The sequence below is a fragment of the Ferdinandcohnia sp. Marseille-Q9671 genome (genome assembly GCF_976954385.1).
The window spans coordinates 1,268,342-1,293,557 of record NZ_CDRJTA010000004.1 but is presented as its reverse complement, the minus strand read 5'-3'; the positions used below and the strand labels follow the sequence as shown (position 1 = coordinate 1,293,557).

The 25,216-nt window shown below is 38.3% G+C and carries 27 protein-coding genes and 1 pseudogene; 26 read left to right on the top strand and 2 right to left on the bottom strand.

Annotated features, from left to right (window positions below):
* Positions 1-6 precede the first annotated feature (6 nt).
* The 5 genes from ACWNMY_RS21600 (at position 7) to ACWNMY_RS21580 (ending at position 5,406) form a co-directional block, all read left to right on the top strand.
* Positions 7-1,038, top strand: a complete 1,032-nt coding sequence (locus tag ACWNMY_RS21600; RefSeq protein ID WP_449540308.1) for an ABC transporter permease — start codon at positions 7-9, stop codon at positions 1,036-1,038.
* Positions 1,013-1,807 (top strand): ABC transporter ATP-binding protein, encoded by a 795-nt coding sequence (locus ACWNMY_RS21595; RefSeq protein WP_449540307.1) that lies wholly within the window; start codon positions 1,013-1,015, stop codon positions 1,805-1,807. Before ACWNMY_RS21600 ends, ACWNMY_RS21595 begins: the two co-directional genes overlap by 26 nt.
* A gap of 563 nt (positions 1,808-2,370) precedes the next feature.
* Positions 2,371-4,116, top strand: a complete 1,746-nt coding sequence (locus ACWNMY_RS21590) for a carbon starvation CstA family protein (protein ID WP_449540306.1) — start codon at positions 2,371-2,373, stop codon at positions 4,114-4,116.
* Between the two features lie 72 nt (positions 4,117-4,188).
* Entirely contained in the window at positions 4,189-4,452 is a 264-nt protein-coding gene (locus ACWNMY_RS21585) for a cory-CC-star protein (RefSeq protein WP_449540305.1), read from the top strand.
* A 12-nt stretch (positions 4,453-4,464) separates the two neighbouring features.
* A complete protein-coding gene (locus tag ACWNMY_RS21580; protein WP_449540304.1) occupies positions 4,465-5,406 on the top strand; it encodes an ArsA family ATPase in 942 nt (313 codons plus the stop codon).
* A gap of 36 nt (positions 5,407-5,442) precedes the next feature.
* Here ACWNMY_RS21580 and ACWNMY_RS21575 read toward each other — a convergent pair whose 3' ends face one another.
* The gene (locus ACWNMY_RS21575) at positions 5,443-5,643 is read right to left on the bottom strand and encodes a hypothetical protein (RefSeq protein WP_449540303.1); all 201 of its coding nucleotides are present in this window, start codon (positions 5,641-5,643) and stop codon (positions 5,443-5,445) included.
* A gap of 184 nt (positions 5,644-5,827) precedes the next feature.
* On the opposite strand from ACWNMY_RS21575, the gene ACWNMY_RS21570 reads away from it, so the two are divergent.
* Entirely contained in the window at positions 5,828-6,121 is a 294-nt protein-coding gene (locus ACWNMY_RS21570; protein ID WP_449540302.1) for a DUF6509 family protein, read from the top strand.
* Positions 6,122-6,211: 90 nt separating this feature from the next.
* Positions 6,212-7,144, top strand: coding sequence for a manganese-dependent inorganic pyrophosphatase (locus tag ACWNMY_RS21565; protein WP_449540301.1), 933 nt, complete (start codon positions 6,212-6,214; stop codon positions 7,142-7,144).
* Between the two features lie 48 nt (positions 7,145-7,192).
* On the opposite strand, the gene ACWNMY_RS21560 is transcribed toward ACWNMY_RS21565, so the two are convergent.
* Positions 7,193-7,783 carry a guanylate kinase gene (locus tag ACWNMY_RS21560; RefSeq protein ID WP_449540300.1) on the bottom strand — a complete coding sequence of 197 codons (591 nt, stop codon included), beginning with the start codon at positions 7,781-7,783 and terminating at the stop codon, positions 7,193-7,195.
* 337 nt (positions 7,784-8,120) lie between these two features.
* Here ACWNMY_RS21560 and ACWNMY_RS21555 point away from each other — a divergent pair, with 337 nt between their 5' ends.
* The 19 genes and pseudogenes from ACWNMY_RS21555 to ACWNMY_RS21465 all read left to right on the top strand — a co-directional run bounded on the left by ACWNMY_RS21555 (position 8,121) and on the right by ACWNMY_RS21465 (position 25,123).
* Positions 8,121-9,158 carry a fatty acid desaturase gene (locus tag ACWNMY_RS21555; RefSeq protein ID WP_449540299.1) on the top strand — a complete coding sequence of 346 codons (1,038 nt, stop codon included), beginning with the start codon at positions 8,121-8,123 and terminating at the stop codon, positions 9,156-9,158.
* Between the two features lie 74 nt (positions 9,159-9,232).
* On the top strand, positions 9,233-10,366 hold the full coding sequence (locus ACWNMY_RS21550; protein WP_449540298.1) for a sensor histidine kinase: 1,134 nt from the start codon (positions 9,233-9,235) through the stop codon (positions 10,364-10,366).
* Positions 10,363-10,962 carry a response regulator gene (locus tag ACWNMY_RS21545; RefSeq protein WP_449540297.1) on the top strand — a complete coding sequence of 200 codons (600 nt, stop codon included), beginning with the start codon at positions 10,363-10,365 and terminating at the stop codon, positions 10,960-10,962. The genes ACWNMY_RS21550 and ACWNMY_RS21545 overlap by 4 nt, the downstream gene beginning before the upstream one ends.
* A gap of 11 nt (positions 10,963-10,973) precedes the next feature.
* Positions 10,974-11,276: a hypothetical protein gene (locus ACWNMY_RS21540; RefSeq protein WP_449540296.1), complete on the top strand. Its 303-nt coding sequence runs from the start codon at positions 10,974-10,976 to the stop codon at positions 11,274-11,276.
* 88 nt (positions 11,277-11,364) lie between these two features.
* Complete coding sequence (locus ACWNMY_RS21535) at positions 11,365-11,538, top strand: twin-arginine translocase TatA/TatE family subunit (protein ID WP_449540295.1); 174 nt, start codon at positions 11,365-11,367, stop codon at positions 11,536-11,538.
* A 324-nt stretch (positions 11,539-11,862) separates the two neighbouring features.
* Positions 11,863-13,638, top strand: a complete 1,776-nt coding sequence (locus ACWNMY_RS21530; protein WP_449540294.1) for a sulfatase-like hydrolase/transferase — start codon at positions 11,863-11,865, stop codon at positions 13,636-13,638.
* Positions 13,639-13,774: 136 nt separating this feature from the next.
* A complete protein-coding gene (locus ACWNMY_RS21525) occupies positions 13,775-14,614 on the top strand; it encodes an aldo/keto reductase (RefSeq protein WP_449540293.1) in 840 nt (279 codons plus the stop codon).
* A gap of 246 nt (positions 14,615-14,860) precedes the next feature.
* Positions 14,861-15,403 (top strand): DUF1572 domain-containing protein, encoded by a 543-nt coding sequence (locus ACWNMY_RS21520; RefSeq protein WP_449540292.1) that lies wholly within the window; start codon positions 14,861-14,863, stop codon positions 15,401-15,403.
* A gap of 103 nt (positions 15,404-15,506) precedes the next feature.
* The gene (locus tag ACWNMY_RS21515; RefSeq protein ID WP_449540291.1) at positions 15,507-15,689 is read left to right on the top strand and encodes a hypothetical protein; all 183 of its coding nucleotides are present in this window, start codon (positions 15,507-15,509) and stop codon (positions 15,687-15,689) included.
* A gap of 31 nt (positions 15,690-15,720) precedes the next feature.
* Positions 15,721-16,635, top strand: a complete 915-nt coding sequence (locus ACWNMY_RS21510) for a hypothetical protein (RefSeq protein WP_449540290.1) — start codon at positions 15,721-15,723, stop codon at positions 16,633-16,635.
* A gap of 18 nt (positions 16,636-16,653) precedes the next feature.
* A pseudogene (locus ACWNMY_RS21505) lies at positions 16,654-16,821 on the top strand (DUF3885 domain-containing protein); the annotation flags it as partial.
* 115 nt (positions 16,822-16,936) lie between these two features.
* The gene (locus tag ACWNMY_RS21500) at positions 16,937-17,386 is read left to right on the top strand and encodes a MaoC family dehydratase N-terminal domain-containing protein (protein WP_449540505.1); all 450 of its coding nucleotides are present in this window, start codon (positions 16,937-16,939) and stop codon (positions 17,384-17,386) included.
* Positions 17,383-17,784, top strand: coding sequence for a MaoC/PaaZ C-terminal domain-containing protein (locus tag ACWNMY_RS21495; RefSeq protein WP_449540289.1), 402 nt, complete (start codon positions 17,383-17,385; stop codon positions 17,782-17,784). Before ACWNMY_RS21500 ends, ACWNMY_RS21495 begins: the two co-directional genes overlap by 4 nt.
* A 292-nt stretch (positions 17,785-18,076) precedes the next feature.
* Entirely contained in the window at positions 18,077-18,514 is a 438-nt protein-coding gene (gene hutP, locus ACWNMY_RS21490; protein WP_449540288.1) for a hut operon transcriptional regulator HutP, read from the top strand.
* A 161-nt stretch (positions 18,515-18,675) separates the two neighbouring features.
* Positions 18,676-20,190 carry a histidine ammonia-lyase gene (gene hutH, locus ACWNMY_RS21485; protein WP_449540287.1) on the top strand — a complete coding sequence of 505 codons (1,515 nt, stop codon included), beginning with the start codon at positions 18,676-18,678 and terminating at the stop codon, positions 20,188-20,190.
* Positions 20,191-20,214: 24 nt separating this feature from the next.
* Complete coding sequence (hutU, locus tag ACWNMY_RS21480) at positions 20,215-21,870, top strand: urocanate hydratase (protein WP_449540286.1); 1,656 nt, start codon at positions 20,215-20,217, stop codon at positions 21,868-21,870.
* A 207-nt stretch (positions 21,871-22,077) separates the two neighbouring features.
* A complete protein-coding gene (gene hutI, locus ACWNMY_RS21475; RefSeq protein ID WP_449540285.1) occupies positions 22,078-23,334 on the top strand; it encodes an imidazolonepropionase in 1,257 nt (418 codons plus the stop codon).
* Entirely contained in the window at positions 23,327-24,271 is a 945-nt protein-coding gene (gene hutG / locus ACWNMY_RS21470) for a formimidoylglutamase (RefSeq protein WP_449540284.1), read from the top strand. Before hutI ends, hutG begins: the two co-directional genes overlap by 8 nt.
* A 66-nt stretch (positions 24,272-24,337) precedes the next feature.
* On the top strand, positions 24,338-25,123 hold the full coding sequence (locus ACWNMY_RS21465; protein WP_449540283.1) for a nucleotidyltransferase domain-containing protein: 786 nt from the start codon (positions 24,338-24,340) through the stop codon (positions 25,121-25,123).
* Positions 25,124-25,216: the final 93 nt, after the last annotated feature.

Here is a 25,216-nt window from a genome sequence, read left to right as displayed (position 1 = left end):
TTCAACATGTTTACAGCAATTTTTGGGGCATTTGAATCAGGAATCATCTATGCAATCATGGCAATTGGTGTATACCTGTCCTTCCGTATATTAGATTTTCCAGATTTGACGGTTGACGGCAGCTTCGTAACAGGAGCTGCTGTTTCCGCCATCTTGATTACAAATGGAGTAGATCCTTTTATTGCAACACTTCTAGCATTAGTGGCTGGTTTTATTGCAGGTAGTATAACGGGGTTACTTCATACGGTTGGTAAAATAAATGCATTATTATCTGGTATTTTGATGATGATTGCTCTATATTCAATCAATCTACGAATAATGGGCAAATCAAATGTTTCCCTATTAAATATTGATACTACATTTACAGAAGTATCGACTTTATCTGCTTCATTAGGATTGGATTCATTATTTAATTCCATTCTTACAGCAGTCGGCTTAGGGGATAGCCTACCGAAAACATGGGGCATTTTGCTATTCATGATTGTTGTTACGTTTGTAATTAAGATTGTAATAGATCTCTTCTTGCGAACAGAAGTAGGTCTTGCAGTTCGAGCAACGGGAGATAACAAGAAAATGATCTCCAGCTTTTCTGCAAATACAAATATGATGACAATTCTAGGCTTAGGTCTTTCTAATGCACTTGTTGCATTTTCAGGTTCTTTAATTGCCCAACAAGGTGGTTTTGCTGATGTGGGTATGGGAATCGGGATGATTGTTATTGGCTTAGCATCTGTTATCATTGGTGAAGCACTATTTGGTGCAAAAACAATCGTACGTGCAACACTTGCGGTTATCGGGGGAGCCATTATCTACCGTATCGTTGTTTCATTGGCTTTACGTGTAGAGTTCCTACAGCCTGGAGATATGAAGTTAATTACAGCAATTATCGTTATAATCGCATTAGTCCTTCCAAAAATTCTTGAGGGAACTAGAGATAGAAGAAGACGGGTAAAACGACAACAACAACTTGTAAAAATGAACAGCATACCGTCTAATGGAAAGGGTGAGGCGAGTGCTACACTTAAATCAAATTCATAAAATTTTTAATGAAGGTACACCAGATGAAAAGATTGCACTTGACTGGACCAATTTATCCTTAAAAGAAGGCGACTTTGTTACCGTAATCGGCAGTAATGGTGCAGGAAAATCCACGTTAATGAATGTCATTTCAGGTGTATTAATCCCTGATGCTGGTTCCGTTCAAATAGCTGGTAAGGATGTTACTTTTTTACCAGAACACAAGAGAGCTAAGTTAATTGGCCGTGTATTCCAAGATCCAATGGCAGGTACAGCGCCAAATATGACGATTGAAGAAAATTTAGCAATGGCTTATTCTCGTGATAAAACACGTAGCCTTCGTAGAGGGGTTACAAAAAAAAGAAAAGAGTACTTTAGAGAGGTTCTCGAATCACTAAACTTAGGCTTAGAAAACCGATTATCTGCTAAAGTAGGACTTTTATCGGGTGGAGAACGTCAAGCATTGTCATTGTTAATGGCAACCTTCACAGAGCCAGCCATTCTATTGCTTGATGAACATACGGCAGCACTTGACCCAGCACGTGCTGAGTTGATAACAAATTTAACAAAAGACATTGTGAAAAAATATAACCTTACAACATTAATGGTTACTCATAACATGCAGCAAGCTCTTGATTTAGGTAACCGTCTTATCATGATGGATAAAGGACAAATTATCTTAGAAGTTGATGAACAAGAAAAAGCGAACTTAACAATTGATCAACTACTAAACGAGTTTCAAAGAATTAGAGGTTCTAAGCTCACGAATGACCGTGCGCTACTCTCTTAATAGTAGTTTTCAAATTAGAGCACACTCGAAATCATATATGATTTCGCGGTGTGTTTTTTGTTTTAGTTGATGATAATTTACGATTCTCGAATTAGATGTAAAATGTGATGAAGTACATAATTCACGGAAAATCTTTGGCTTATGTTCTTCATAAGAGGGGATGAAGAACTTAACCAATTAAAAACACAGCACGAATGTTCTTCATAAGAGGGATGAAGTACTTAACTATTCCGAAAACAACAAGAAATGTCGTTCATAAAGCTTATGAAGTACTTAACTCATCCAGAATCCCAGGCTAATGTACTTCGTAAAGGAAATGAAGTACATAACCCTAGCAGAAATCCTCTATTAAGTACTTCATAAACCCATGAAGAACATACCCCGTAAAAAAACCAGTAGTAACGTCCTTCGCAAACCAAAAGGGACATTATACCTACTATTATTGTCGAAAATTGAATATATCGACTTTTCTAAAAATAACATTGACAGCGCTTACAACACCCGGTTAACATTAAAAATGAGCAGTTCGTTTTACCTAAAACATATGAATTGGAGGGATTTACTTGAGTGCAATTTGGTTAGCCGTATTCGGAACAATTGTGTTTATTTTAGGTTACCGATATTATTCCAAGTTTGTAGCAGAAAAGATTTATCGCCTCGATCCAAATTTTGTTACACCTGCTCATGAATTTAATGATGGTGTAGACTTCGTACCAACGAAGAAACACGTGTTATGGGGGCATCACTTTACCTCTGTTGCTGGAGCTGCACCAATTGTAGGGCCGGCTATTGCTGTTTATTGGGGATGGGGACCGGCACTTCTATGGGTCGTGCTAGGAACAGTATTTGCTGCAGGCGTACATGATTTTGGAACGCTTGTACTTTCTGTTAGAAATAAGGGGCAGTCCGTGGGTACTCTTGCGGATAAATTGATTGGTAAAAAAGCAAAGCTCTTATTTTTATTTATCATCTTGATTTTAGTATTAATGGTTAATGCTGTGTTTGCATGGGTTATCTCAAATCTATTTATCAAATTTCCGGCGAGTGTTATCCCAGTGTTTATCGAGATTCCACTTGCGATTTGGATTGGGATTGCCGTTTATAAAAGAAAGGGAAGTATGTTACTTCCTTCGATTGTTGCATTAATTGTCATGTACGGCTCAGCTGTACTTACTAGTAAGATTCCGGCTTTACAGATTGATTTAGTTAGCTACTTTGGAGGAGCAGAAGCAACAACCTTATTTGGGCTAAGTGGTGTCTCAATGGCGTTCTTCGTTTGGATTATCATCCTAATGGTGTACTGTTATTTTGCTTCGACGTTACCCGTATGGAAATTACTCCAACCACGTGATTATATTAACTCTCATCAATTGGTTATAGGATTAGCCATCATGTATTTGGGTCTTGTATTTTTGAATCCAGAAGTAACTGCACCAATGATGAATGGTGATGCGGTAGATAAATCATGGTTACCGCTCATGTTTATTACAATTGCCTGTGGTGCCATTTCAGGATTCCACGGACTTGTATCTTCTGGGACCTCTTCAAAACAATTAGACAAAGAGACAGATGCACGGTTCGTCGGTTATTTCGGTGCTGTTGGTGAAGGTTTCTTAGCGCTTATTTCCATCATCGCGTGTGTAACTTTATTTGCTAATGCTGGAGATTTTAAAGCAGCATATAGTAGCTTTGGTGCTGCAAATTCAGGTGGGTTAGGAAACTTTATTTCTGGTGGAGCTAATTTAGCTACTGGAATTGGGATTCCCGCGGATATTGCTGCAACCATTATCGCCATTATCGTCGTAAGTTTTGCTGCTACAACATTAGATTCATCTGTTCGTTTAATGAGATATATCATTGCAGAATTAGGTGCGGAATATAAACTGCCTAAGCTTCAAAAAGCTCATGTTGCCACAACTGTTGCTGTAGCAACGAGTGCGGCCCTTGTTTTACTGCCAAAGGGTCCAAATGGATTTGGTTCAGGTGGGTATGTATTATGGCCACTATTCGGAACCTCAAACCAGCTTTTAGCCGCAATCAGTTTACTATTAATCTCTGTTTGGTTAAAACGTCTGGGGCGTAACTACTTAGTTACACTCATCCCAATGCTCTTCCTACTTGTCATGACTGTGTGGGCGATGATCCAACAGGTTGTGTTCGAATGGTCTGGTGTAGGGACAGCAGATGCAAACTTACTGTTATTTATCCTTGGTAGTATCATATTAATTTTTACAGTGTGGATTGTTCTTACAGCATTTAGAGAGCTAAGTAAAAATGACACACCACCTAATATCGATTCAGAGATGTAAATGAGAAGTGATGGGGAAGGAACCTCGATATCCGGGGTTTCCTTTTTCACTTTATACAAAGTAGGTGATGAAATGAAAGGAATAGACGCTCTAAAAAGAATGCTTCAATTGTATGATGATATATTGTCTGTCAATCATCGGACCGAAATAGCTAGAGAACTGAGAGATGAGGATGATCTATTTTTACTTCTCTGTTTATCTGAAACTCTTGGACTGCCAAATCCAGCGTTTTATTATACATTGGAATTGTATCCATATATACTAGAAAAATTTCACGAATGGCATTTACGAATGGGGATGGAGAAATCTCCACTTACCGGGATTCGGTGCTGTTAAGGGGGGATAGAGATGTTAGGAGAAAAGAAGATACTATTTGTCGGAGGAAAAGGTGGAGTTGGAAAATCCACGAGTGCTGCAGCCCTCGCATTATTGCACGCCCAGCAAAACAAGAAAACATTACTTGTTTCGACCGATCCAGCCCATAATGTTGGGGATATCTTTCATAAATCATTGAAAAATCAACCTCTTCAGGTTTATACAGGCTTGGATGCGATTGAAATAGACCCTGAGATAGAATCAAAGAATTATATAAATACTGTTAAAGAAAACATTCAGGGGGTTGTTAGCTCCCATATGCAGGATGAAGTGAACCGCCAAATCGATGCGGCAAGTTCTTCGCCTGGTGCAGAAGAGGCGGCTCTATTTGATCGTATTGTATCCATCATTTTAGATGAAAGTGAACACTACGATACGATTATTTTCGATACAGCACCAACTGGGCACACAATCCGATTGTTGACACTTCCTGAATTAATGGGTGTATGGATTGATGGAATGCTTGAAAGAAGGAAAAAACGAAATGAAACGTATACACAGCTATTAAATGATGGAGACCCCATTGATGACCCAATTTTTAAAGTGTTGCAACGAAGGAAGGAGCGCTTTGCAGCTGTTCGGAACATACTCTTGAATCGTAACGAAACGGGTTTTATTTTCGTGCTAAACCCGGAGCGACTTCCCATCATTGAAACTGCAAATGCATTAAAATTGCTCGGAAGACATGACATAGAAGTCCATACGTTGATTATTAATAAAATTCTTTCTGAGGAAATAGACGGTGAGTTTTGGAAAAAACGTAAAATAATCGAAACGGAATATATTAATCAAATTGAAGCGGAATTCACGCGTCAACAAAAATATTATATTCCGTTATTAGAAACAGATATAAATTCCGTAGAACTACTAGAACAATTTGCAACCCATTTAAAATCAAAAATCCTTAAAAAATAGGAAAAACGGCCGCTTCATTATAAAGCGGTCGCTTTTTTATGCGGCACTCTGACTTTGACTTAACTGATTTTTCTCTTTTTCCATTTCGATGGCAGACACAATATATGCAAAACCATTTAGAACAAAAATTACCACGTTTGTTTGTACCCGTTCTTTTTCCCCTAAATAGGTGTTCATCAAGATGATACCGGAGTATAGAATGACAAAGAATAATGCCATTTTATTTACAACTGCCAATCTACCACAACTCCTTTGTCAATGGGATATTATTATTGTATTTAGCCTACTGGTAGTCCTATGTGCTCAAAGAGAAAGATTTCCAAAAATCCTACAGATGCAGTAAATATTTTCACGATTAAGGATAGAATGTGTATAATAAGTACGGAGTTACTAGCACGAATATAAAAAAGGTGGTAAAAGAATGAACATTAGTGGATATTCTGTTGAAAAATTAAAGGATCCGACTGGTATTCTAGAGGGTGAGCGATTTGAGTTCTTTTTAGATATAGAGGTTTCAGAAGATGACGAGCTTTATTCTGAAAATGGAATTGAACTAAAAGTGATTTATGCCGTTGACAGTAAAGGTGCTCGGATTGCCCAATATCATTTTTATGAAAAAAGCACAGGGAAATTATTAGAATTTGGGTTAGAGGAAGAGGAAGAAAAAATAGTTAATGAATTTTGTAGGACTCATGTAGATGAAGAAATTGAATAAAAATGTCTAAAATTCTTTATTGAGTGCGAATCTTTGTGTAAAATGAGAGAGTACATCATACATACTATCGCAATAAGGAGTAATGAATAAATGGAAAAAGTACTTGTTTTTGGTCATAAGAATCCTGATACTGATACAATTTGTTCAGCAATTGCATATGCTGAGTTAAAAAAACAGCTTGGCTTAGATGTTGAAGCTGTTCGTCTTGGTGAAGTGAATAGTGAAACACAATTTGCGTTAGATACTTTCAACGTAGAGGCACCACGTTTAGTGGAAAATGTAGCGAACGAAGCAAAAGCTGTTATTTTAGTTGACCATAATGAGCGTCAACAAAGTGCAGATGGACTTGAAAATGTTTCAATCAAAGAGGTTGTCGATCATCATCGTGTAGCGAACTTTGAAACGAGTGATCCATTATATTTCCGCGTTGAGCCTGTAGGTTGTACGGCAACCATTCTTAACAAGCTTTACAAAGAAAACAATGTTGAAATTTCAAAAGAGACTGCTGGTCTTATGCTATCAGCAATCATTTCTGATTCACTATTATTCAAATCACCAACATGCACGGAAGAAGATGTAACAGCTGCTCGTGAATTAGCTGCCATTGCTGGTGTAGATGCGGATAGCTATGGTCTTGAAATGTTAAAAGCAGGTGCAAACGTAAGTGATAAAACAGCACAACAATTAGTTTCATTAGATTCAAAGGAATTTTCAATGAATGGAAGCAAAGTTCAAATTGCACAAGTAAACGTTGTTGACCCACAAGACGTCCTAGCTAGACAAAATGAGTTAGAAGAAGTTATGAATCAACAAATCAATGAAAATGGTCTCGACTTATTCTTACTTGTTATTACAGATATATTGAACAATGATTCTGTTGGTCTTGCTCTAGGAACAAAATCAAACGCAGTTGAAAAAGCATACAATGTAACACTTGATAACAAAACGGCAGTACTAAAAGGCGTTGTTTCTCGTAAGAAACAAGTTGTTCCTGTACTTACTGAAGCATTTTCTAACCTATAATACGACTAGAGTGAAAAGCCCCGAAGGATTACACCTTCGAGGCTTTTTTTAATAGTCATCAGCAATTAATTGTCTGTCTAAGTATGTTTCAATCATTTCACTAATTTGGTAGGATACTTGAGGCAGGTCGTAATTTTCATACACATGTTCACATGAGTTTTTATAAGCCATTGTTTCATCATAATGATTCATGTGTCGCTCAATATCTGATTCGCTATCCCCACGTTCCTTTTGTCTTTGATATACAGTGTCTCTGTCTGCATAGACGAAGATACGAATGGCTTTGTCACCATACATCTCCTTTAGAAGCTGTGCACCTTCATGATTCAATGTTAAGTAAACAACCTTATTCTTTTTAAAAATATTTACGATGTCAATTTCACGAATACCATAATAATGTCCATCTATTTCGACACTTTCGAGAAATTCATTTTGTTGAACCATTTGCTGAAAGGTTTCTTTACTTACAAAGTGGTAGTCTTCTCCGTTGTTTTCAAAAGGGCGGGGGCTACGGGTTGTGAATGAGGGTACGGTTTGCATTTCAAAAGCTGTTGCGACCATTTTTCCTAGTGTTTTTCTACCGGATCCATCTGGACCAGTATAAATAAAAAGCATCTCTTTGTCCTTTAATCGATACATAGGTTTCCTCCTTTTGAATGATAGTGAGTTAGAACAAACAACAAGTTGAAATATTCTGTATATTAAGTATAGCATAAAATAGCCTATCTATTCTATTTGGTATGTTAAAAATTTGTGTATTTTTGTTAAATTCCTAATTTTCTCCAGCCATATATGACATTTATCATATTTTCGATATGACACCTATGTCTACCGCTTTTCTTTTTTCTTCGGTACCATTAGAAATGTAGAAAACAGTAGGATTTTTAGCTACTCAAATCACTAATTTCCGAATAATTTCATCGAACAAAATTCAACATAATTATATGAAAAGCGAAAAAAGAAAGGATACGATTACATGAGTAAATTAGATCATCGTAGTTTACGAAAACAGGTAGCACCTTTTGAAAAATCAAATTTGAAAGCTAGTATATGGCAACTAATCAATACCCTCGTTCCATTTTTTGGTCTATGGGTACTTGCTTTTTACTCACTAGAGATATCTTACATTTTGACACTAATGATAAGTTTTGTAGCAGCGGGCTTTCTGGTTCGAATATTCATCATCTTCCATGACTGCTGTCATCACTCTTTCTTAAAAAATCGAAAAGCAAATAAAATCATTGGTACTATTTGTGGAATTCTAACATTATTCCCATACAGCAAATGGGGTCATGACCATTCCGTTCACCACGCGACAAGTTCAAACCTTGATAAACGTGGAACAGGTGATATCTGGGTAATGACGGTTGAGGAATACTTGGAGGCATCTATTTGGAAGCGTATGGCGTACCGGATCTATCGTAATCCATTCGTTATGTTCTTTTTGGGCCCGATTTTTGTATTCTTAATTGAAAATCGTTTTAACCGAAAAAAGGCGAAAATGAAGGAACGCCTAAATACGTATATAACTAATGTTGGAATTGTGGTACTTGCGACTATTTTAGGAATGACATTAGGTTGGCAGTCGTTTTTACTTGTACAGGGAACTATTTTTATGATTTCAGGTATTGCAGGTATATGGTTGTTTTATGTTCAGCATACATTTGAAGACTCCTATTTTGAAGAAGACAAAAATTGGGAGTATGTAAGAGCAGCTGTTGAAGGAAGTTCATTTTATAAACTTCCACAACCATTACAATGGTTAACAGGTAACATCGGCTACCACCATGTTCATCATTTAAGCCCTAGGGTGCCTAACTATAAGCTTGAAGAAGCGCACAATCAAACTCCACCATTGCAACATGTACCAACCATTACACTAAAAACAAGTCTAAAATCGCTCAAGTTTCGTTTGTGGGATGAAGACGAGAAAGTGTTTGTAGGGTATGGAAAGGTAAAAGAAATGGTAGCAAAGCAAAAAGATATTAAAAAGGTTCCCAGCTTAGAAAAATAAGCTGGGTTTTCCTTATTATGTATTTTTTGTGATATCATACAAATTAACTACGTTTTAAAATGAGGGTTTATCCTATGAAGAAGTATTCATTGTTTCAAAAATGGTCAGGTATTTCACCCTATATATGGGCTGTTTTTAGTATCCTGCCGTTTTATTTTATCTTTCAGTCATCGTCAACTGCTGAAATTATTGTTGGTATTACCTTAACAGTTATCTTTTTTATCACATTCCGATTAGCATTTGCTTCAAAAAAATGGCCGGTTTATTTGTGGACATCCATTTTAATTGGAATATCACTTGCAATGACAATTCTTTTTCAATTTATCTATTTTGCATTTTATATCGCTTACTACAATGGAAATATAAAAAACCGTGTAGCATTTATGACTCTGTATGTTATACATTTAGTCGCTACGACCTTTTCCATCAATTATAATCTCGTATTACAAGATGAATTATTTTTAACTCAAATTCCATTCATTATCATCATTTGGATAAGTGTTATCCTGTTACCATTTAACATATACAATAAAAAGAAACAGGAGCAATTAGAGGAGCAACTCGAAGATGCAAATGAGAGAATTGCGGAGCTTGTGAAACAGGAAGAACGACAGAGAATTGCAAGGGATCTCCATGACACATTGGGACAAAAGCTTTCGATGATCGGCTTAAAAAGTGATTTGGCTAGGAAACTTGTATATAAAGACCCCGAGCAAGCACGAAATGAATTAAAGGATGTACAGCAAACCGCAAGAACTGCATTAAATGAAGTGAGAAAAATGGTCTCTCAAATGCGTGGAATTCGCATAAAAGATGAGATACACTTGGTACAAGAACTGTTACGGGCAGCAGGTATCAATTTTGAGTTTACACAGAACGAACCAATTAAAAATGTTTCTTTATTCTATGAAAATATAATAAGCATGCTAATTAAAGAGTCTGTTAACAATGTTGTCAAGCATAGTAAGGCGACACATTGCAGTATTACGATTACTCATACTGAAAACGAAATCAGTGTAACCGTTAAAGACAACGGTGTAGGTATAAACCTGGAAAAGGATATACGGAATGGGAACGGACTACAAGGTATGAGAGAACGATTGGAATTTGTAAATGGAAGCCTGGATATTTTATCAGATGAAGGTACAACCTTGTTGATTAAAATACCAAATATACGAAAACACCTAGAGGTGGAGGGGCTAGTATGATTCGGATAGTTATTGCGGAAGACCAGCGGATGGTTCTTGGAGCTTTAGGATCACTACTTAATTTAGAGGATGATATGGAAGTAGTTGGAATGGCAAATGATGGGCAGGAAGCAATCTCTCTTGTCAAAAAGCTTCAGCCAGATATTTGTATGATGGACATAGAAATGCCTAAAAAAACAGGCCTCGAGGCAGCTGAAGAAATAAAAGATTTGGAGTGTAAGGTAATCATTTTAACAACCTTCGCTAGAACGGGTTATTTTCAACGCGCGTTAAAAGCGGGAGTGAAGGGGTATCTTTTAAAGGATAGCCCGAGTGATGAATTAGCAGACTCGATTCGAACTGTTATGAGCGGGAAGCGTGTGTATGCTCCAGAACTTATGGATGATTTATATTCGGACGAAAATCCGCTTACAGACCGTGAGAAGGAAGTTCTTGAGCTAGTTGCTGATGGTAAAAATACGAAAGAAATTGCTGATGAGTTACGATTAAAGACCGGAACAGTCAGAAATTATATTTCTACCATTCTAGATAAACTTGAAGTGAAAAACCGTATTGAGGCGATTACACAATCAAAGGAAAAAGGCTGGTTTAAGTAAGGAGTGATAGGATGCTTGAGCGAGTAAAAAACGCCTTAGATAAAGCATTATATGATTGGGGCATGATGCAAAAGACAACTGGGGACGAAGGCGCAGAATGGGCGGAAATTTTTGAACGAGATTTTTATCTTTTCATCGACTCATTCGAGGCTTGGTTCCAACAAGTCACTCCAAAGCCTCAATCTATTGAAGCGGCGGAAAAATTACCAGAAATACAAAACATTCAACAAATCCTTCCTGGACCACTTCAGTTGAATTTTGAAATGGAGCTAGAACGGATTATCGACGGACAGACAGATTATCGTTATGATTGATTAGTAATTTCAGAAATGGGATTGAAAAATGAGTGAAAGAGGAATAAAATTGTAGTGCAATACATATCGACTTTAAGGTGGAATAATCATGGGAAACCTAGGTATCGGAGAGCTACTACTAATTGTATTTTTTGCATTACTTATTTTCGGACCTAAGAAGCTACCAGAGCTTGGGAAAGCTGCTGGAACAACACTTCGTGAGTTTAAGAAAGCAACAAAGGGTATTCTAGAGGATGACGAAATAGAAACTAAAAGAAAATAGTTTATGGAGAGAGATAACCTCTCTCAGAGTGTCGACAAAGTCAATTGACTTTGTCTATACGATTTTTCACAGTACTTCTAAAAATAAATTACTTTCCCCAGACTGTCTTGAAAACACTTGTCAGACAAGGCGCGCAGTCGATCGAAGACGCGAATAGAAGTTACCTTCATGAGCGGACGAGAGAGGCAAGCATCGCAGTATGCGAGCGTTTGTCTACAGTCTGGGAGAGGGATAACCTCTCTTTTTTTTGTCTTACATTTTCTTCAATCACATCCTTCCTTACTATCATACTATACGTAAAAGGTAGTAAAGGGAGGCTATGAAGTGAACAGAAAAGCAAGTGAGAAACCATCCACATCTCGTCGACCTAATTTCTTATTTTTTATTGTTGATGAGATGCGTTTTCCAACGGTCTACGAGGATGAACAGTTGAAAAAATGGTGTAAAGATAATCTTCGCACACAAGAATTATTTCGAAATAATGGGTTTGAATTTCTAAACCATTATGTAGGAAGTACTGCTTGTTCTCCAAGCAGGGCAACCTTATATACAGGACAGTATCCATCCTTACATGGACTTACAAAAACTATAGGAGGTGCAGCGGAAGGCTTCGAACCTGATGTGTTTTGGGTTGACCCAAATACAGTACCTACATTCGGTGAGTATTTACGTAAAGTAGGTTACCAAACTTACTGGAAGGGTAAATGGCATGCTAGTTTACAAGACATCTTAATCCCAGGTACACATGATGCTCTTCCTAGCTATGATCCTTCAACCGGTGTTCCTGATCCAACATTAGAGAAAGTGTACCTAGATGCCAACCGTCTGGATGGTTTTGGATTTTCTGGTTGGCTTGGTCCGGAACCGCATGGTGCAGATCCACGCAATTCCGCTTCTTCGGCAGCAATTGGAACGAAAGGACGAGACGAAGTATATGCAAGAGAGGCTGTTGAATTAATTCAGTCACTTGATAACAAATCAAACGGGGATAGCGACGAACCTTGGCTACTTGTATCATCATTCGTAAATCCACATGATATTACGTTATATGGTGAACTTACGAAGAACTCTCCATTGTTTCATTTTGAAATTGATCCATCACTTCCATTTATTCCACCAGCACCCACAGCAACTGATTCATTCGATACAAAGCCTTCTGCACAGGAAAGTTATCATGAAACATATCCGAAAACCTTTCAACCAACTAGAGACAGCCTCTTTTATCGTCAATTATATTATTCGCTTCAAAAGCAGGTAGACCGTGAGATGGCGAAGGTGTACGACGCATTAAAAAACTCTCGTTTCTTTGAAAATACGATTGTCATTTTCACATCCGATCATGGTGATATGTTAGGAGCACACGGAGGCTTATTTCAAAAGTGGTATAACGCCTATGAAGAATCAATTCATGTTCCATTTATCATACACAGTCCAAAACTATTTCCAGAGAGAAAATCGACAACCATGCTTACAAGTCATGTAGATATTCTCCCTACGTTATTGGGACTTGCGAATGTTGATATAAATAAGGTACAAGAAGAATTACGGAACGATCACTCCGAGGTTCATCCACCTGTTGGACGTGATTTAACTCCATTATTAAGGGGGAATTCTGAGTTTTTCAGAGCGGATGAACCGATCTATTTTATGACTGATGACGACGTGACTAGAGGGCTTAATCAAACAACAAATAGTGGGCAGCCCTACAATTCTGTCATTCAACCAAACCATCTTGAAACAGTCATAGCCTATCTACCAACAGGTGTAAAACGGAAAAACGAACTCTGGAAATTCACTAGGTACTTTGATAATCCTCAATTTTGGAGCGAGCCAGGTGTAGAAGACCAAGTGACAACCATTGAAAGTCAGGTACCGGTTACCGACGATGTGGTGATTTCCGTTTCAAAAATCACTACAAAAACGGAGCCGGTCGAAGATCAGTACGAACTTTACAATATAACGAAGGACCCATTGGAACAGGAAAACCTTGCACACCCAAAATATGCGACGATTGAATCAAGATTTGCCCAAACATTGCTCACAGGATTGCTAAACGAACAACGTAACCAAAAGAGACTTACGCCAACCAATGATAAGTAATTATTCAAAAGCATGTGCCCCAATCAGGTACATGTTTTTGATGTTTATCCCAAAAAAAGGAGTCACAAAAATTGAAAAATTTCTCAACCTATGAGAAACTGTTTATGGTAAATCTTTCATTCTTAGGAGGATAAATATGGTAAAAGGTCTTCAGGAAACAACTACATTACATAATGGTGTAAAAATGCCTTGGTTTGGACTTGGTGTGTTTAAAGTTCAAGAGGGTCAAGAAGTTATTGATTCTGTAAAATGGGCCATTAAACATGGGTACAAAAGTATTGATACTGCTGCTGTCTACAAGAACGAAGAAGGTGTTGGACAAGCTATTCGTGAAAGCGGAATCAACCGTGAAGAATTGTTTGTAACATCAAAGGTTTGGAACGGTGATCAAGGATATGAATCAACGCTAAAAGCGTACGATACTAGTCTTCAAAAGCTAGGGCTTGATTATCTAGACTTATATCTAATTCATTGGCCTGGTAAAGATAAATACATTGAAACATGGCATGCATTAGAAAAGCTATACAAAGAAGGCCGTGTTCGCGCGATTGGAGTAAGTAATTTCGAGATCCATCATCTTGAAAACCTAATTAAAAACTCAGAAATCAAACCAATGGTGAATCAGGTGGAATACCATCCGCATTTAACACAAGTTGAGTTACACGAGTTTTGTAAAAAAGAAGGCATTCAACTAGAAGCCTGGTCTCCACTTAAGCGCGGTGAACTATTGAATGACCCAACAATCGTTGAAATTAGTCAAAAATATAACAAGACTGTTGCTCAGGTCATTTTACGTTGGGATCTTCAAAACGAAGTGGTCACAATTCCAAAATCAATCAAAGAACACCGCATTCAAGAAAATGCTGATATCTTTGATTTTGAACTCACTCAAGAAGATATCGAAAAGATCAACGCACTTAATAAGAATGAGCGTATAGGTTCACACCCTGACGAAATGACAGCTGGGTTTGAGTGATAGGTGAGAACAAGTTTTATATTAAATAAATGGTGAATAGCAAAAACGCTAATGATTTCAAGTTTAAAAATCATTGGCGTTTTTTTAGTTATTTTTCGATTCTGTTTTAGATGAAATGCCATATGTATGTAAAGATTATTAAAAGGGTGAAAGATATATGAACCATTCTACATTTCTATATTTGACAAAAAGAAGGAGAAATACCTTTTTTTGTAGAAATACATTTCTTTAGTGAGGTGGCGCGTAATGACAATTGGAAATGAGTATCTAAAAGTAGTCCAAGAAAGATTTAGAAGTGTTAAAGAGTTAGGGGATAAGACTATCCAACAATTGTCTGACGAAGATATACATTGGGCATTTAATACATCTTCTAATAGTATTGCCATTATTGTAAAGCATGTAAGTGGCAATATGATTTCTAGATGGACAGATTTCTTAACAACAGATGGAGAGAAAAAGGATAGAAACCGTGACCAAGAATTTGAAAACACCATTTCTTCAAAGGAAGAAATGATTTCTATTTGGGAAAGAGGTTGGGAGACTCTTTTTCATGCTATCAATCATTTGAAAGAAGAAGATTTAGGTAAAACGATTACGATTCGGGGCGAAAGCCATAGTGTGATAGATGCGATTGAAAGACAAATCGCACATTATGCTTATCATGTCGGGCAAATTGTATATGTGGGTAAGCAAAGAAAAGATCTCGAATGGGAGAGCCTGAGTATACCTATTGGAAAATCAGATGAGTACGTAAGAAAGATGCTTGAAAAACATAGAAAATCTAAGTGAATTGTCAAAGGGGCTTGATTAAGTAGAATATCTAGTTCTCTATAGATTTTAGTAAGTCGGAATAGATTAGTGTTTTATAGTTTCCAATATATAGGAGTAATACATGAAGCTAGTAAATAAAATAGAAAAATGGCTATTGTATATTGGAGTTGTAACGAGTTGCTTCGGCTTGATGTATGTATTAGATATGTCAAATCGTATGGAATATATGTATGCTAGTGGAATTGGTCTTATCTTGACAGCCGTAAGTGTATTCCTTAGTTCCTTTTCTAAGAAGAATATGTAAATACCTGTTCATTTTAAGAGGAAGTATCTATTTGTCGTTTTATCCAATACAGATTACATTATTTGAGGTGATAGAAATAAAGACATTAGCGTTGCAAAAGTGGATCGAGTATTCATCAGATTTACATTATATTGATGGTCAAATAACTAGGGATGGATCATTATTATTAATAGAAAGTAAGTTACAAGAGCTTGATTTTTTTGAACGCCCTGTGCCTAAAAATGACTGGAGCATTAAGATCATTAAAGACGGGAGTATACAAACTATAGAAGTAAAAAATTTACCGCTTATACCTACAGAGGTTGACTTGTTTTCAGATGGAACATTACTTCTTGTACAAGGACGTTGTGTAAAAGATGGCACATACATTGAACGAAACGCCAGGAGATATAATCCTAACGGGCAATTAATCGATGCATTTACGTTGGGTGATGGTATTAATGACGTGCAAATTGACGAGACCGACACCATTTGGGTAAGTTATTTTGATGAAGGGATATTTGGGAATTTTGGCTGGGAGCAGCCTATGGGTAGTGATGGAATTGTTGCCTATTCAATGAATGGCGAACGATTATGGGGTGCAGGTGATTATGGAATCATTGATTGCTATGCACTAAATGTTGTGAGTTCGAAGGAAGTCTATTTCTACTACTACAATGATTTTTATCTGGTTCAACTGAATGAAATGAAGGAATCAATTCGTTATCGTGTAAATCGTCATCATGAGCCGATACAACAATTTATAATCGATGAAAAGGGATTAATTGGCCAAATAGATACATATACATTGATGCGTTATCGAAAAAACATTCACAGTTTTGACCCAAGAGAAAAGCTCCAATTAACAGATGAATATGGCAAACGGATCATGGGACCTGTATTCATGCGAGGTTCGTATCTTTATGCGTATGGAAAAGACGGGATTTATAAAAAGACATTTGAATAGGTAACATGACGATCCACAGAAATGGGGATAAAACCGAAGATATTTCATCGTGTTTATTTTATAAATAAGGTCAGGAAAACGATCTTTCATGTATATGATGACAGAGGGTGTGATGTACTAGCATCCAATCCAGACACAATAAAAAGTGTCTATGAAACCTTTAACAGGTGGATAGTAAGGTTGTAAGAGAAACGGAAGAACCCATTCAATAATTGTTAGTACTTAGGTATACATATTAACTAGAAACCTTTTGTAAAATAAAGGAAATACCTAAATGAAATCATATAAGGTGGTGGCAACCTTGTTTTCAGATTTAATCGGAAAGCAATCAACGAAGGTTAAGAATGTTATTGAAAGAGGCGCTGTTAAAAAGTTCGCAGAAGCTATTGGAGATCCTCATCCAATTTATGTTGATGAAGAGGTTGGCAAATCGTCGAGATACAAAGCAAATATTGCACCACCTACATTTCCAATGGTTCTTGATTTTGGACACATTGAGGGGTTTAGTCTTTCGGCAAAGGGACTTATTCACGGAGAACAGGTCTACAAATATCTACGTCCATTGCTTGTGGGAGAAGAGGTATATTGCTATTCGGAAATTGAGGACTATGTAGAAAGAAAGGGTTCAACAGGTACATTAGGGATTGTAACCATTAATCAAAATGGTGAAAATAGTAATAGCGAACTAATCTTTACTTCAAAGATTGTTGTCATTCTTACAGAAGCCGTAAGAAAGGGGATGATGGCATGAGCTTGAAGAATCTACAAATTGGAGCCTCACTTGAAGAAATACAACTACCACCAGTAAGTCGACTCGACTTAATTAAATATGCTGGAGCCTCAGGTGACTATAACCCTATTCATACGATTGATGAAGAGGCGAATAAAGCTGGTTTGCCTGGAGTAATCGCACATGGAATGTGGACGATGGGTAACCTAGCAAAACTGTTTACCCCATTTTATGAAGAGGGATTTGTCCAAACATACTCGATTCGCTTTCGTTCCATGGTATTCTTGAATGATGTAATTACATTAAAAGCTTCATTAGCAGGAAAAAATGAAAATGAGTATACCTTCCATGTTGTTGCGGTCAATCAGAATGAAAAGAATGTGATTAAAGGTAATGTCGTGTTTCAAATATTTGAGTAGACCAGACCAGACCAGACTGTCTTGAAAGCGTGCAGTCGATCGAAGACGCGAATAGTAGTTACCTTAATGAGCGGACGAGAGAGGCAAGCAACGCTGTATGCGAGCGTTTGTGGTCAACAGTCTGGACCCATTTACAAATGGGTTTTTTTTATGTCTTTTACTTTATCCTAGTAGACTGCTACTATATTAATATACTAAAATTTACCAAATTCATTGACATATAGATTGGCTCCCCTATACAATAATAATAAGTTACTAGATAATAGGAAAATTCAGAAATTAGAGGTCTTTTATGAGTCAAAAAATTGCAATCGGGAAAATAGCTGTACTCCTTGCGACACTTACGGAACAAGAACTCGAAATACTTTCTCCTACACTACACGATATTACGTACTGCCAAGGAAAAGTGGGTTCGATGAATATGCAGAAAGTCATTGCTGCAGTTGAAACAGCTGCTAAAAGACATGGCCTAATCCACGAGTCGCGCTACCGTGAAACTCATGCCTTATATCATGCGATTCTAGAAGGAATTGAGGGTGTGACACGAGGGCAAACCGCGATTGGTGAGATTAGTCGGACTGTCGGACTGCGTTTTGCAGTTGTTAGAGGCGCACCTTATAAAAATGAGGAAGAAGGCGAATGGATTGCAGTTGCTTTCTACGGAACAATTGGTGCACCGATCAAAGGTTTGGAACATGAAACAATTGGGTTAGGAATTAATCACATCTAACTTTTATATGTATGTTGTTTACATTGCCTATAGTCCTTTAGTCAATAGGAGGCGATGATGGTATCTCTATGCCATTATCGTCTCTTTTTTGTTTTTTAGACTCAAAAAGAACTAAGATTTCTAGATAAAAAAAGCAAAATATAGGTTTAGGGGGATGATGTATGGTTGAGTTAACAGGACATTCACTAACATTAGATCAAATTATATCCATATGCTATGACGAGGAACAGGTGACAATAAGCAAGCAATCTCTTCATAAGGTAAAACAAAGCCGTCGTGCAGTTGAAAGAATTGTGGCCGATAAAAAAACTATCTATGGGATTACTACTGGCTTCGGAAAATTTAGTGATGTCATCATTGCGGATGATGATGTGAATGATTTACAACTTCATTTAATTCGTTCACATGCATGCGGCGTAGGCGATCCTTTTCCAGAAATTGTTTCACGGGCAATGGTCTTACTACGATTGAATGCTTTACTGAAGGGTTTCTCAGGAATTCGACCCGTCATTGCAGAAAGACTAGTCACCTTATTAAATATGAAAATACATCCAGTAATCCCTCAACAGGGCTCACTCGGCGCATCGGGGGACTTAGCACCTTTATCCCATCTTGCTCTCGTCTTACTTGGAGAGGGAAAGGTGCACTACAAAGGTAAGATTCTTCCTACCAAAGAAGTGTTTCTAACAGAAGGGATTCAACCAGTTGTCCTACAAGCAAAAGAAGGGCTTGCGCTAATCAACGGTACTCAAGCCATGACAGCCATGGGAGTCGTCAATTGGATTGAAGCTTATCAGCTTGGGTTACAAAGTGAACTAATCGCATCTCTTACACTTGAGGGGCTTGAAGGAATAATTGATGCTTTCCACCCAGCCATTCATGAAGTACGTGGATATCCTCAGCAAATGGATGTAGCAAAGAGAATACGAGATTATTTAGTAGGAAGTCAGTTGATTACGAGACAGGGAGAAAAGCGTGTTCAGGATGCCTATTCCTTACGCTGCATCCCCCAGGTTCATGGTGCCTCTTGGCAGGCATTGGATTATGTGAAGGAAAAACTAGAAATTGAGATGAATGCTGCAACAGATAACCCATTGATTTTTGATGATGGAAATCTGGTCATTTCAGGTGGCAATTTCCATGGTCAACCGATTGCGCTTGCGATGGATTTTATGAAAATAGCTGTTGCTGAGTTTGCGAGTATTTCGGAGCGTCGAATTGAAAGATTGGTAAATCCTCAGTTGAATGATTTACCACCGTTCTTAAGTGCACAGCCTGGCTTACAATCTGGTGCCATGATTATGCAATATGTAGCGGCGTCACTCGTGTCTGAAAACAAAACACTTGCTCATCCAGCAAGCGTCGATTCAATCCCATCTTCTGCCAACCAGGAGGATCACGTAAGTATGGGAACAATTGGTTCGCGTCATGCATACCAAATTATTCAAAATGCGCGCCGTGTTCTTGCAATTGAATGCATATGTGCTCTTCAAGCGGTTGAATACCGGGGTATTGAGAAGATGGCTCCTGCTACTCGTTCATTTTACAAGGAAGCTAGAAAAATAGTTTCTTCCATCACCTGCGACCGTGTATTCTCAGAGGACATTGAAGAAGTTACGGAATGGCTTAAAAAAAATAAACTAGTTGGGACAGCCAATTCTGAAGTCATAAGATAACTATTATGAAAAGGGGAGAAGTATATGACAACTGAAAATCGAGTGGTTCGTGTAAAAAAAGGAGTAGAACTAGAGTGTAAGGGTTGGGAGCAGGAGGCAGCATTACGTATGCTTTATAACAATCTAGACCCTGAAGTTGCAGAAAAACCAGAGGAGCTTGTTGTATACGGAGGAATTGGCAAGGCCGCTAGAAATTGGGAAGCGTTTGATGCAATTGTCACCACTCTTCGTCGCTTAGAAAATGATGAAACAATGCTTATCCAATCAGGAAAACCAGTTGCTGTTTTTAAAACCCAAAAGTCCTCACCACGTGTATTGCTTTCGAATTCTGTTCTCGTTCCAAAATGGGCAAACTGGGAACATTTTCATGAATTAGATCAAAAGGGTTTAATGATGTATGGCCAAATGACGGCAGGAAGCTGGATTTACATTGGATCTCAAGGAATTTTACAAGGAACATATGAAACATTCGCAGAGCTAGCACGCCAGCATTTCGGAGGTACATTAAAGGGAACAATTACTCTCACCGCAGGATTAGGTGGGATGGGCGGTGCACAACCACTAGCTGTGACAATGAATGGCGGTGTTTGTATTGCAGTAGACGTAGACCAAACCCGAATTCAGAAACGAATTGATACAAAATATTGTGATAGAATAACAGATTCCATCGATGAAGCACTTAAATGGGCAACTGAAGCAAAACACAACGGAGACGCCCTGTCGATAGGACTGATCGGAAATGCGGCTGAAGTACATCTTGAAATTCTAAATCGAAACTATGTGATAGATGTGATGACAGACCAAACGTCTGCCCACGATCCGTTAAATGGCTATGTTCCGGTAGGTTATTCCCTTAAAGAAGCGAATGATTTGCGAGTGAAAGACCCAAAGAGATATGTTGAATTATCATCTGCCTCGATGGCTCAGCATGTTCGTGCAATGTTAGAATTTGAGCGTCGTGGAACAGTGACATTTGATTACGGAAATAATATACGCCAAGTCGCAAAAGACCATGGTGTTGCAAATGCATTTGACTTTCCAGGATTTGTCCCGGCCTATATTCGTCCATTATTTTGCGAAGGGAAAGGCCCATTTCGCTGGGCAGCACTTTCGGGCGACCCACAAGATATTTATCGAACAGATGCATTAATTAAAGAGCTTTTTCCAGAAAATGACGCATTGCTACGCTGGATCGACATGGCGCAGGAAAAGGTAGAGTTCCAAGGTCTTCCTGCTCGAATCTGCTGGTTAGGCTATGGGGAACGAGTAAAGATGGGTCTTGCCATAAATGAATTGGTTCGAAAGGGCGAATTGAAGGCACCTATCGTAATCGGCCGTGATCATTTAGATTGTGGATCAGTTGCCTCACCTAACAGAGAAACAGAAGCAATGAAAGATGGCAGTGATGCAGTAGGAGACTGGGCTATTTTAAATGCATTAGTGAATGTCGCTGCTGGAGGTTCGTGGATTTCAGTACATCATGGAGGCGGTGTAGGTATGGGTTACTCCCTACACGCTGGCATGGTCGCCGTAGCTGACGGAACGGATTTGGCTGAAGAACGCCTACGTCGTGTACTAACAACAGATCCAGGCATGGGGATTGTCCGCCATGCAGATGCAGGGTATGAAAAAGCGATAGAAGTAGCAAAGGAAAAAGGTGTCGATATCCCGATGTTGTAAGGAGTCTGCGTATTGACTTTTTTGGGATTGTCCCATTTCCCTCTAGTATTGTCCTATAAACCTAAAGAAGTGGGACATTTATCTAAAGTTATGTCCCATATTTCTTGAGTTATGTCCCATATATTTGTTTCTTTGTCCCATAAATCAGAAAATCCCATACTTAAACATTCAAATTCTATCATTCTACCTAAGAAAGGAGATAAAACCATGGAATATGATTTACTCGTCCACAATATTGGGCAACTTATTTTACCCAAAGAAACTGAAAAACCTTTAAAAGGCGAAGAAATGAAACAACTATTCATAAAAGAAAATGCAGCCTTCGCCGTCAAAGACGGAAAAATTGCTTGGATTGGTACAAATAAAGAGGCAAGCCACTTACAAGCAAAAGACAACGTCAACGCAAACCATAAAGTAGTATCACCCGGCCTTGTCGATCCACACACACATCTCGTATTCGGCGGTTCACGTGAGAAGGAGCTTGCTTTAAAACAAGCCGGTGTCCCGTATTTAGAAATCCTTGCAAATGGAGGGGGCATTTTATCAACTGTAGAAGCTACGAAAAAGGCAACGGAAGAGGAGTTGCTTGAAAAAGCATCCTTCCATTTAGAACGAATCATTTCTTATGGTGTCACTACAGTGGAAGCCAAAAGTGGCTATGGATTGGACGCTGAAACGGAACTAAAACAACTTAGAGTCGTCAAAAAGCTTCAAGAAAAATATCCAATTACAATCATTCCAACATTCTTAGGTCCACATGCCATCCCTCATGCTTACAAAGGAAAAGAGGATATATTTCTGGAAGAAATGATTGAACTGCTTGATACGGTGATAAATGAGAAGCTGGCCAAATTCGCGGATATTTTTTGTGAAACAGGTGTATTCACAACTCAACAATCAGAACATTTTTTACAAAAAGCAAAAGAGAAAGGATTCGGCTTAAAAATTCATGCAGATGAAATCGATTCTTTGGGAGGTACAGAGCTGGCAGTAGAGCTTGGGGCAACGAGTGCTGACCACTTAGTAGCTGCATCTGACAAAGCAATTAACATGTTAGCCAATAGTGAAACAGTAGCCGTTTTATTACCGGGAACCACCTTTTACCTAGGGAAAGAAGCGTATGCACGTGCCCGAAAAATGATTGATGAAGGTGCTGCCGTAGCACTTGCGACAGATTTTAATCCAGGTAGTTGTGTCACAGAAAATTTACAGCTTATTATGTCACTAGCCGCGCTGAAACTCAAAATGACTCCTGAAGAAATCTGGAATGCTGTGACGGTAAACGCTGCATGTGCCGTTGGTCGTGGTGGAGAAGCCGGAATTCTCGCAGTTGGAAAGGAAGCAAATTTTGTCCTTTGGGATATTCCAAATTATATGTACCTTCCATATCATTTCGGGGTAAACCATACAAATCGTGTGTATGTACATGGAGAGTTACTATGGGGGAAACATGCTCATGTTTAATTACCTGACCCCCGGCCAATCAACAGTCTTTAAGGATCGATATGTAACGAAGGTCACTGAATGTATAAAACCGTATTCAAGCGAGGAAAAGGGAGACATCGGAATCATGGGTCTGCCATCATCAAAGTCATCACTTTCACCATCGCTAGCAGCTGATGCAACGAAAACAATTCGGCATTCTCTTCAGTCTTACTCCACCTATTCCGGGGTGAAGGAGCATGATTTCAAAGACACATCGATTCTTGATTTTGGCGATGTTCACACACATCCTACAAATACGGAAGAGACAATCGAGCGGCTATACATTAGTGTAAAAGAAATGCTACAAACGAATGCCTGTAATCGCTATATCCTGCTTGGAGGAGACCATGGAGTAAGCTATCCATCCATACGTGCATTTCACGAGCACTTTGGAAAAGTCGGAGTCATCCAATGGGATGCACACCACGATGTTCGAAATCTAGAGGACGGTGGACGTACAAACGGCACTCCTTTTCGAAGTTTATTGGAAGGTGGGTTTCTTCATGGGGAGAATCTCACTCAAGTTGGCATTCGCGATTATGCAAATGCGAGGGAATACCACAAGTATGTTAAAAACAAAGGTGTCACAGTATACACGATGGACGATGTTGATCACATAGGAATACTACCAATCATTCAAAAGGAAATCGTAAGACTGTCACAGCAGGTCGATGTCATCTATCTATCAGTTGATATGGACGTCGTTGATCAGGCGTTTGCACCTGGATGTCCTGCAATTGGCCCTGGTGGTCTAACATCTCGTGAACTGCTATCAAGTATTTCTACGGCTGCAGCTCACCCTAAGGTCAAGGCGATGGATATTGTCGAAATTGATCCCTCAAAGGATGTGCGAGACATTACGAGCAGACTCGCTGCACATGCCATGTTACGGTTTATGTATAACAACAAAGGCTAGGTTTAAAATAAATGGTAAAAAGGAGATGCGTTTTGGTCATCTCCTTTTCTAATGGAGAGGATTAGCATGAAAGAACATATTGTAGAGATTTTACAGCAAATTGAAAAAGAGTATGACATCAAAATACTTTATGCATGCGAAGCAGGAAGCCGGACGTGGGGGATTTCCTCTGATTCGAGTGATTACGATATCCGTTTCATTTATATACATAAGATCGATTGGTACCTTTCCATTGACCACAAACGTGACGTCCTCGAATTTCCAAAAGAAGATCAACTAAACATACCCATCCAATCGTTAGTTGATGCGAGTGGCTGGGAACTAACAAAGGCTTTACGTCTTTTTCGAAAGTCAAATCCTGCTTTACTGGAGTGGCTGCACTCCAGTATCGTCTATTACCAAGAATCTTCATTACTTGAAAACATACAAAAGCTCGAGCCTATCGTTTTTTCACCTGTACCATGTATATATCATTATGCCAAAATGGCTAAAGCAAATTTTAAAAGAATACAGGAAAAAGGAGCAGACATAAAAACATATATCAATGTAATCCGACCTTTATTGGTTGCGACTTATATTATGAAAAATCATAAAGTAGATACTCTTAACGTACATTCTTTGATTGAAACTTTACTACCAGAAAGTGAATTAAAAACGAGTATACAAACAGTACTAGAAATGAAAAGCAATAAAGAAATGATACATAACCGGATACCCATTATAGATCAGTTTATTGAAGAGCAAATTGATCATTTAGAAAAATATGTGTCAGCAATAGAGCCAGCAATAGAAAATCCAACAAATAAGCTTGATCAATTATTTCGAGACACATTATATGAGGTATGGGGTTAGACTCGGTAGGGGCGTTTTGCACTCATTGACCAAACGCTACTATACTGCGTTGCTTGCCTCTCACGTAGAAAACTTTATTCGCGTCTTCAATGG

Bases quoted from the DNA above. Each gene is read 5' to 3' on its own strand.
- ACWNMY_RS21600 (WP_449540308.1), top strand. From the start codon at position 7: ATGTTTACAGCAATTTTTGGGGCATTTGAATCAGGAATCATCTATGCA.
- ACWNMY_RS21585 (WP_449540305.1), top strand. From the start codon at position 4,189: ATGAAAGGAATAGACGCTCTAAAAAGAATGCTTCAATTGTATGATGAT.
- ACWNMY_RS21580 (WP_449540304.1), top strand. From the start codon at position 4,465: ATGTTAGGAGAAAAGAAGATACTATTTGTCGGAGGAAAAGGTGGAGTT.
- ACWNMY_RS21570 (WP_449540302.1), top strand. From the start codon at position 5,828: ATGAACATTAGTGGATATTCTGTTGAAAAATTAAAGGATCCGACTGGT.
- ACWNMY_RS21565 (WP_449540301.1), top strand. From the start codon at position 6,212: ATGGAAAAAGTACTTGTTTTTGGTCATAAGAATCCTGATACTGATACA.
- ACWNMY_RS21560 (WP_449540300.1), bottom strand. From the start codon at position 7,783: ATGTATCGATTAAAGGACAAAGAGATGCTTTTTATTTATACTGGTCCA.
- ACWNMY_RS21555 (WP_449540299.1), top strand. From the start codon at position 8,121: ATGAGTAAATTAGATCATCGTAGTTTACGAAAACAGGTAGCACCTTTT.
- ACWNMY_RS21550 (WP_449540298.1), top strand. From the start codon at position 9,233: ATGAAGAAGTATTCATTGTTTCAAAAATGGTCAGGTATTTCACCCTAT.
- ACWNMY_RS21545 (WP_449540297.1), top strand. From the start codon at position 10,363: ATGATTCGGATAGTTATTGCGGAAGACCAGCGGATGGTTCTTGGAGCT.
- ACWNMY_RS21540 (WP_449540296.1), top strand. From the start codon at position 10,974: ATGCTTGAGCGAGTAAAAAACGCCTTAGATAAAGCATTATATGATTGG.
- ACWNMY_RS21535 (WP_449540295.1), top strand. From the start codon at position 11,365: ATGGGAAACCTAGGTATCGGAGAGCTACTACTAATTGTATTTTTTGCA.
- ACWNMY_RS21525 (WP_449540293.1), top strand. From the start codon at position 13,775: ATGGTAAAAGGTCTTCAGGAAACAACTACATTACATAATGGTGTAAAA.
- ACWNMY_RS21520 (WP_449540292.1), top strand. From the start codon at position 14,861: ATGACAATTGGAAATGAGTATCTAAAAGTAGTCCAAGAAAGATTTAGA.
- ACWNMY_RS21515 (WP_449540291.1), top strand. From the start codon at position 15,507: ATGAAGCTAGTAAATAAAATAGAAAAATGGCTATTGTATATTGGAGTT.
- ACWNMY_RS21495 (WP_449540289.1), top strand. From the start codon at position 17,383: ATGAGCTTGAAGAATCTACAAATTGGAGCCTCACTTGAAGAAATACAA.
- hutP (WP_449540288.1), top strand. From the start codon at position 18,077: ATGAGTCAAAAAATTGCAATCGGGAAAATAGCTGTACTCCTTGCGACA.
- hutH (WP_449540287.1), top strand. From the start codon at position 18,676: ATGGTTGAGTTAACAGGACATTCACTAACATTAGATCAAATTATATCC.
- hutU (WP_449540286.1), top strand. From the start codon at position 20,215: ATGACAACTGAAAATCGAGTGGTTCGTGTAAAAAAAGGAGTAGAACTA.
- hutI (WP_449540285.1), top strand. From the start codon at position 22,078: ATGGAATATGATTTACTCGTCCACAATATTGGGCAACTTATTTTACCC.
- hutG (WP_449540284.1), top strand. From the start codon at position 23,327: ATGTTTAATTACCTGACCCCCGGCCAATCAACAGTCTTTAAGGATCGA.
- ACWNMY_RS21465 (WP_449540283.1), top strand. From the start codon at position 24,338: ATGAAAGAACATATTGTAGAGATTTTACAGCAAATTGAAAAAGAGTAT.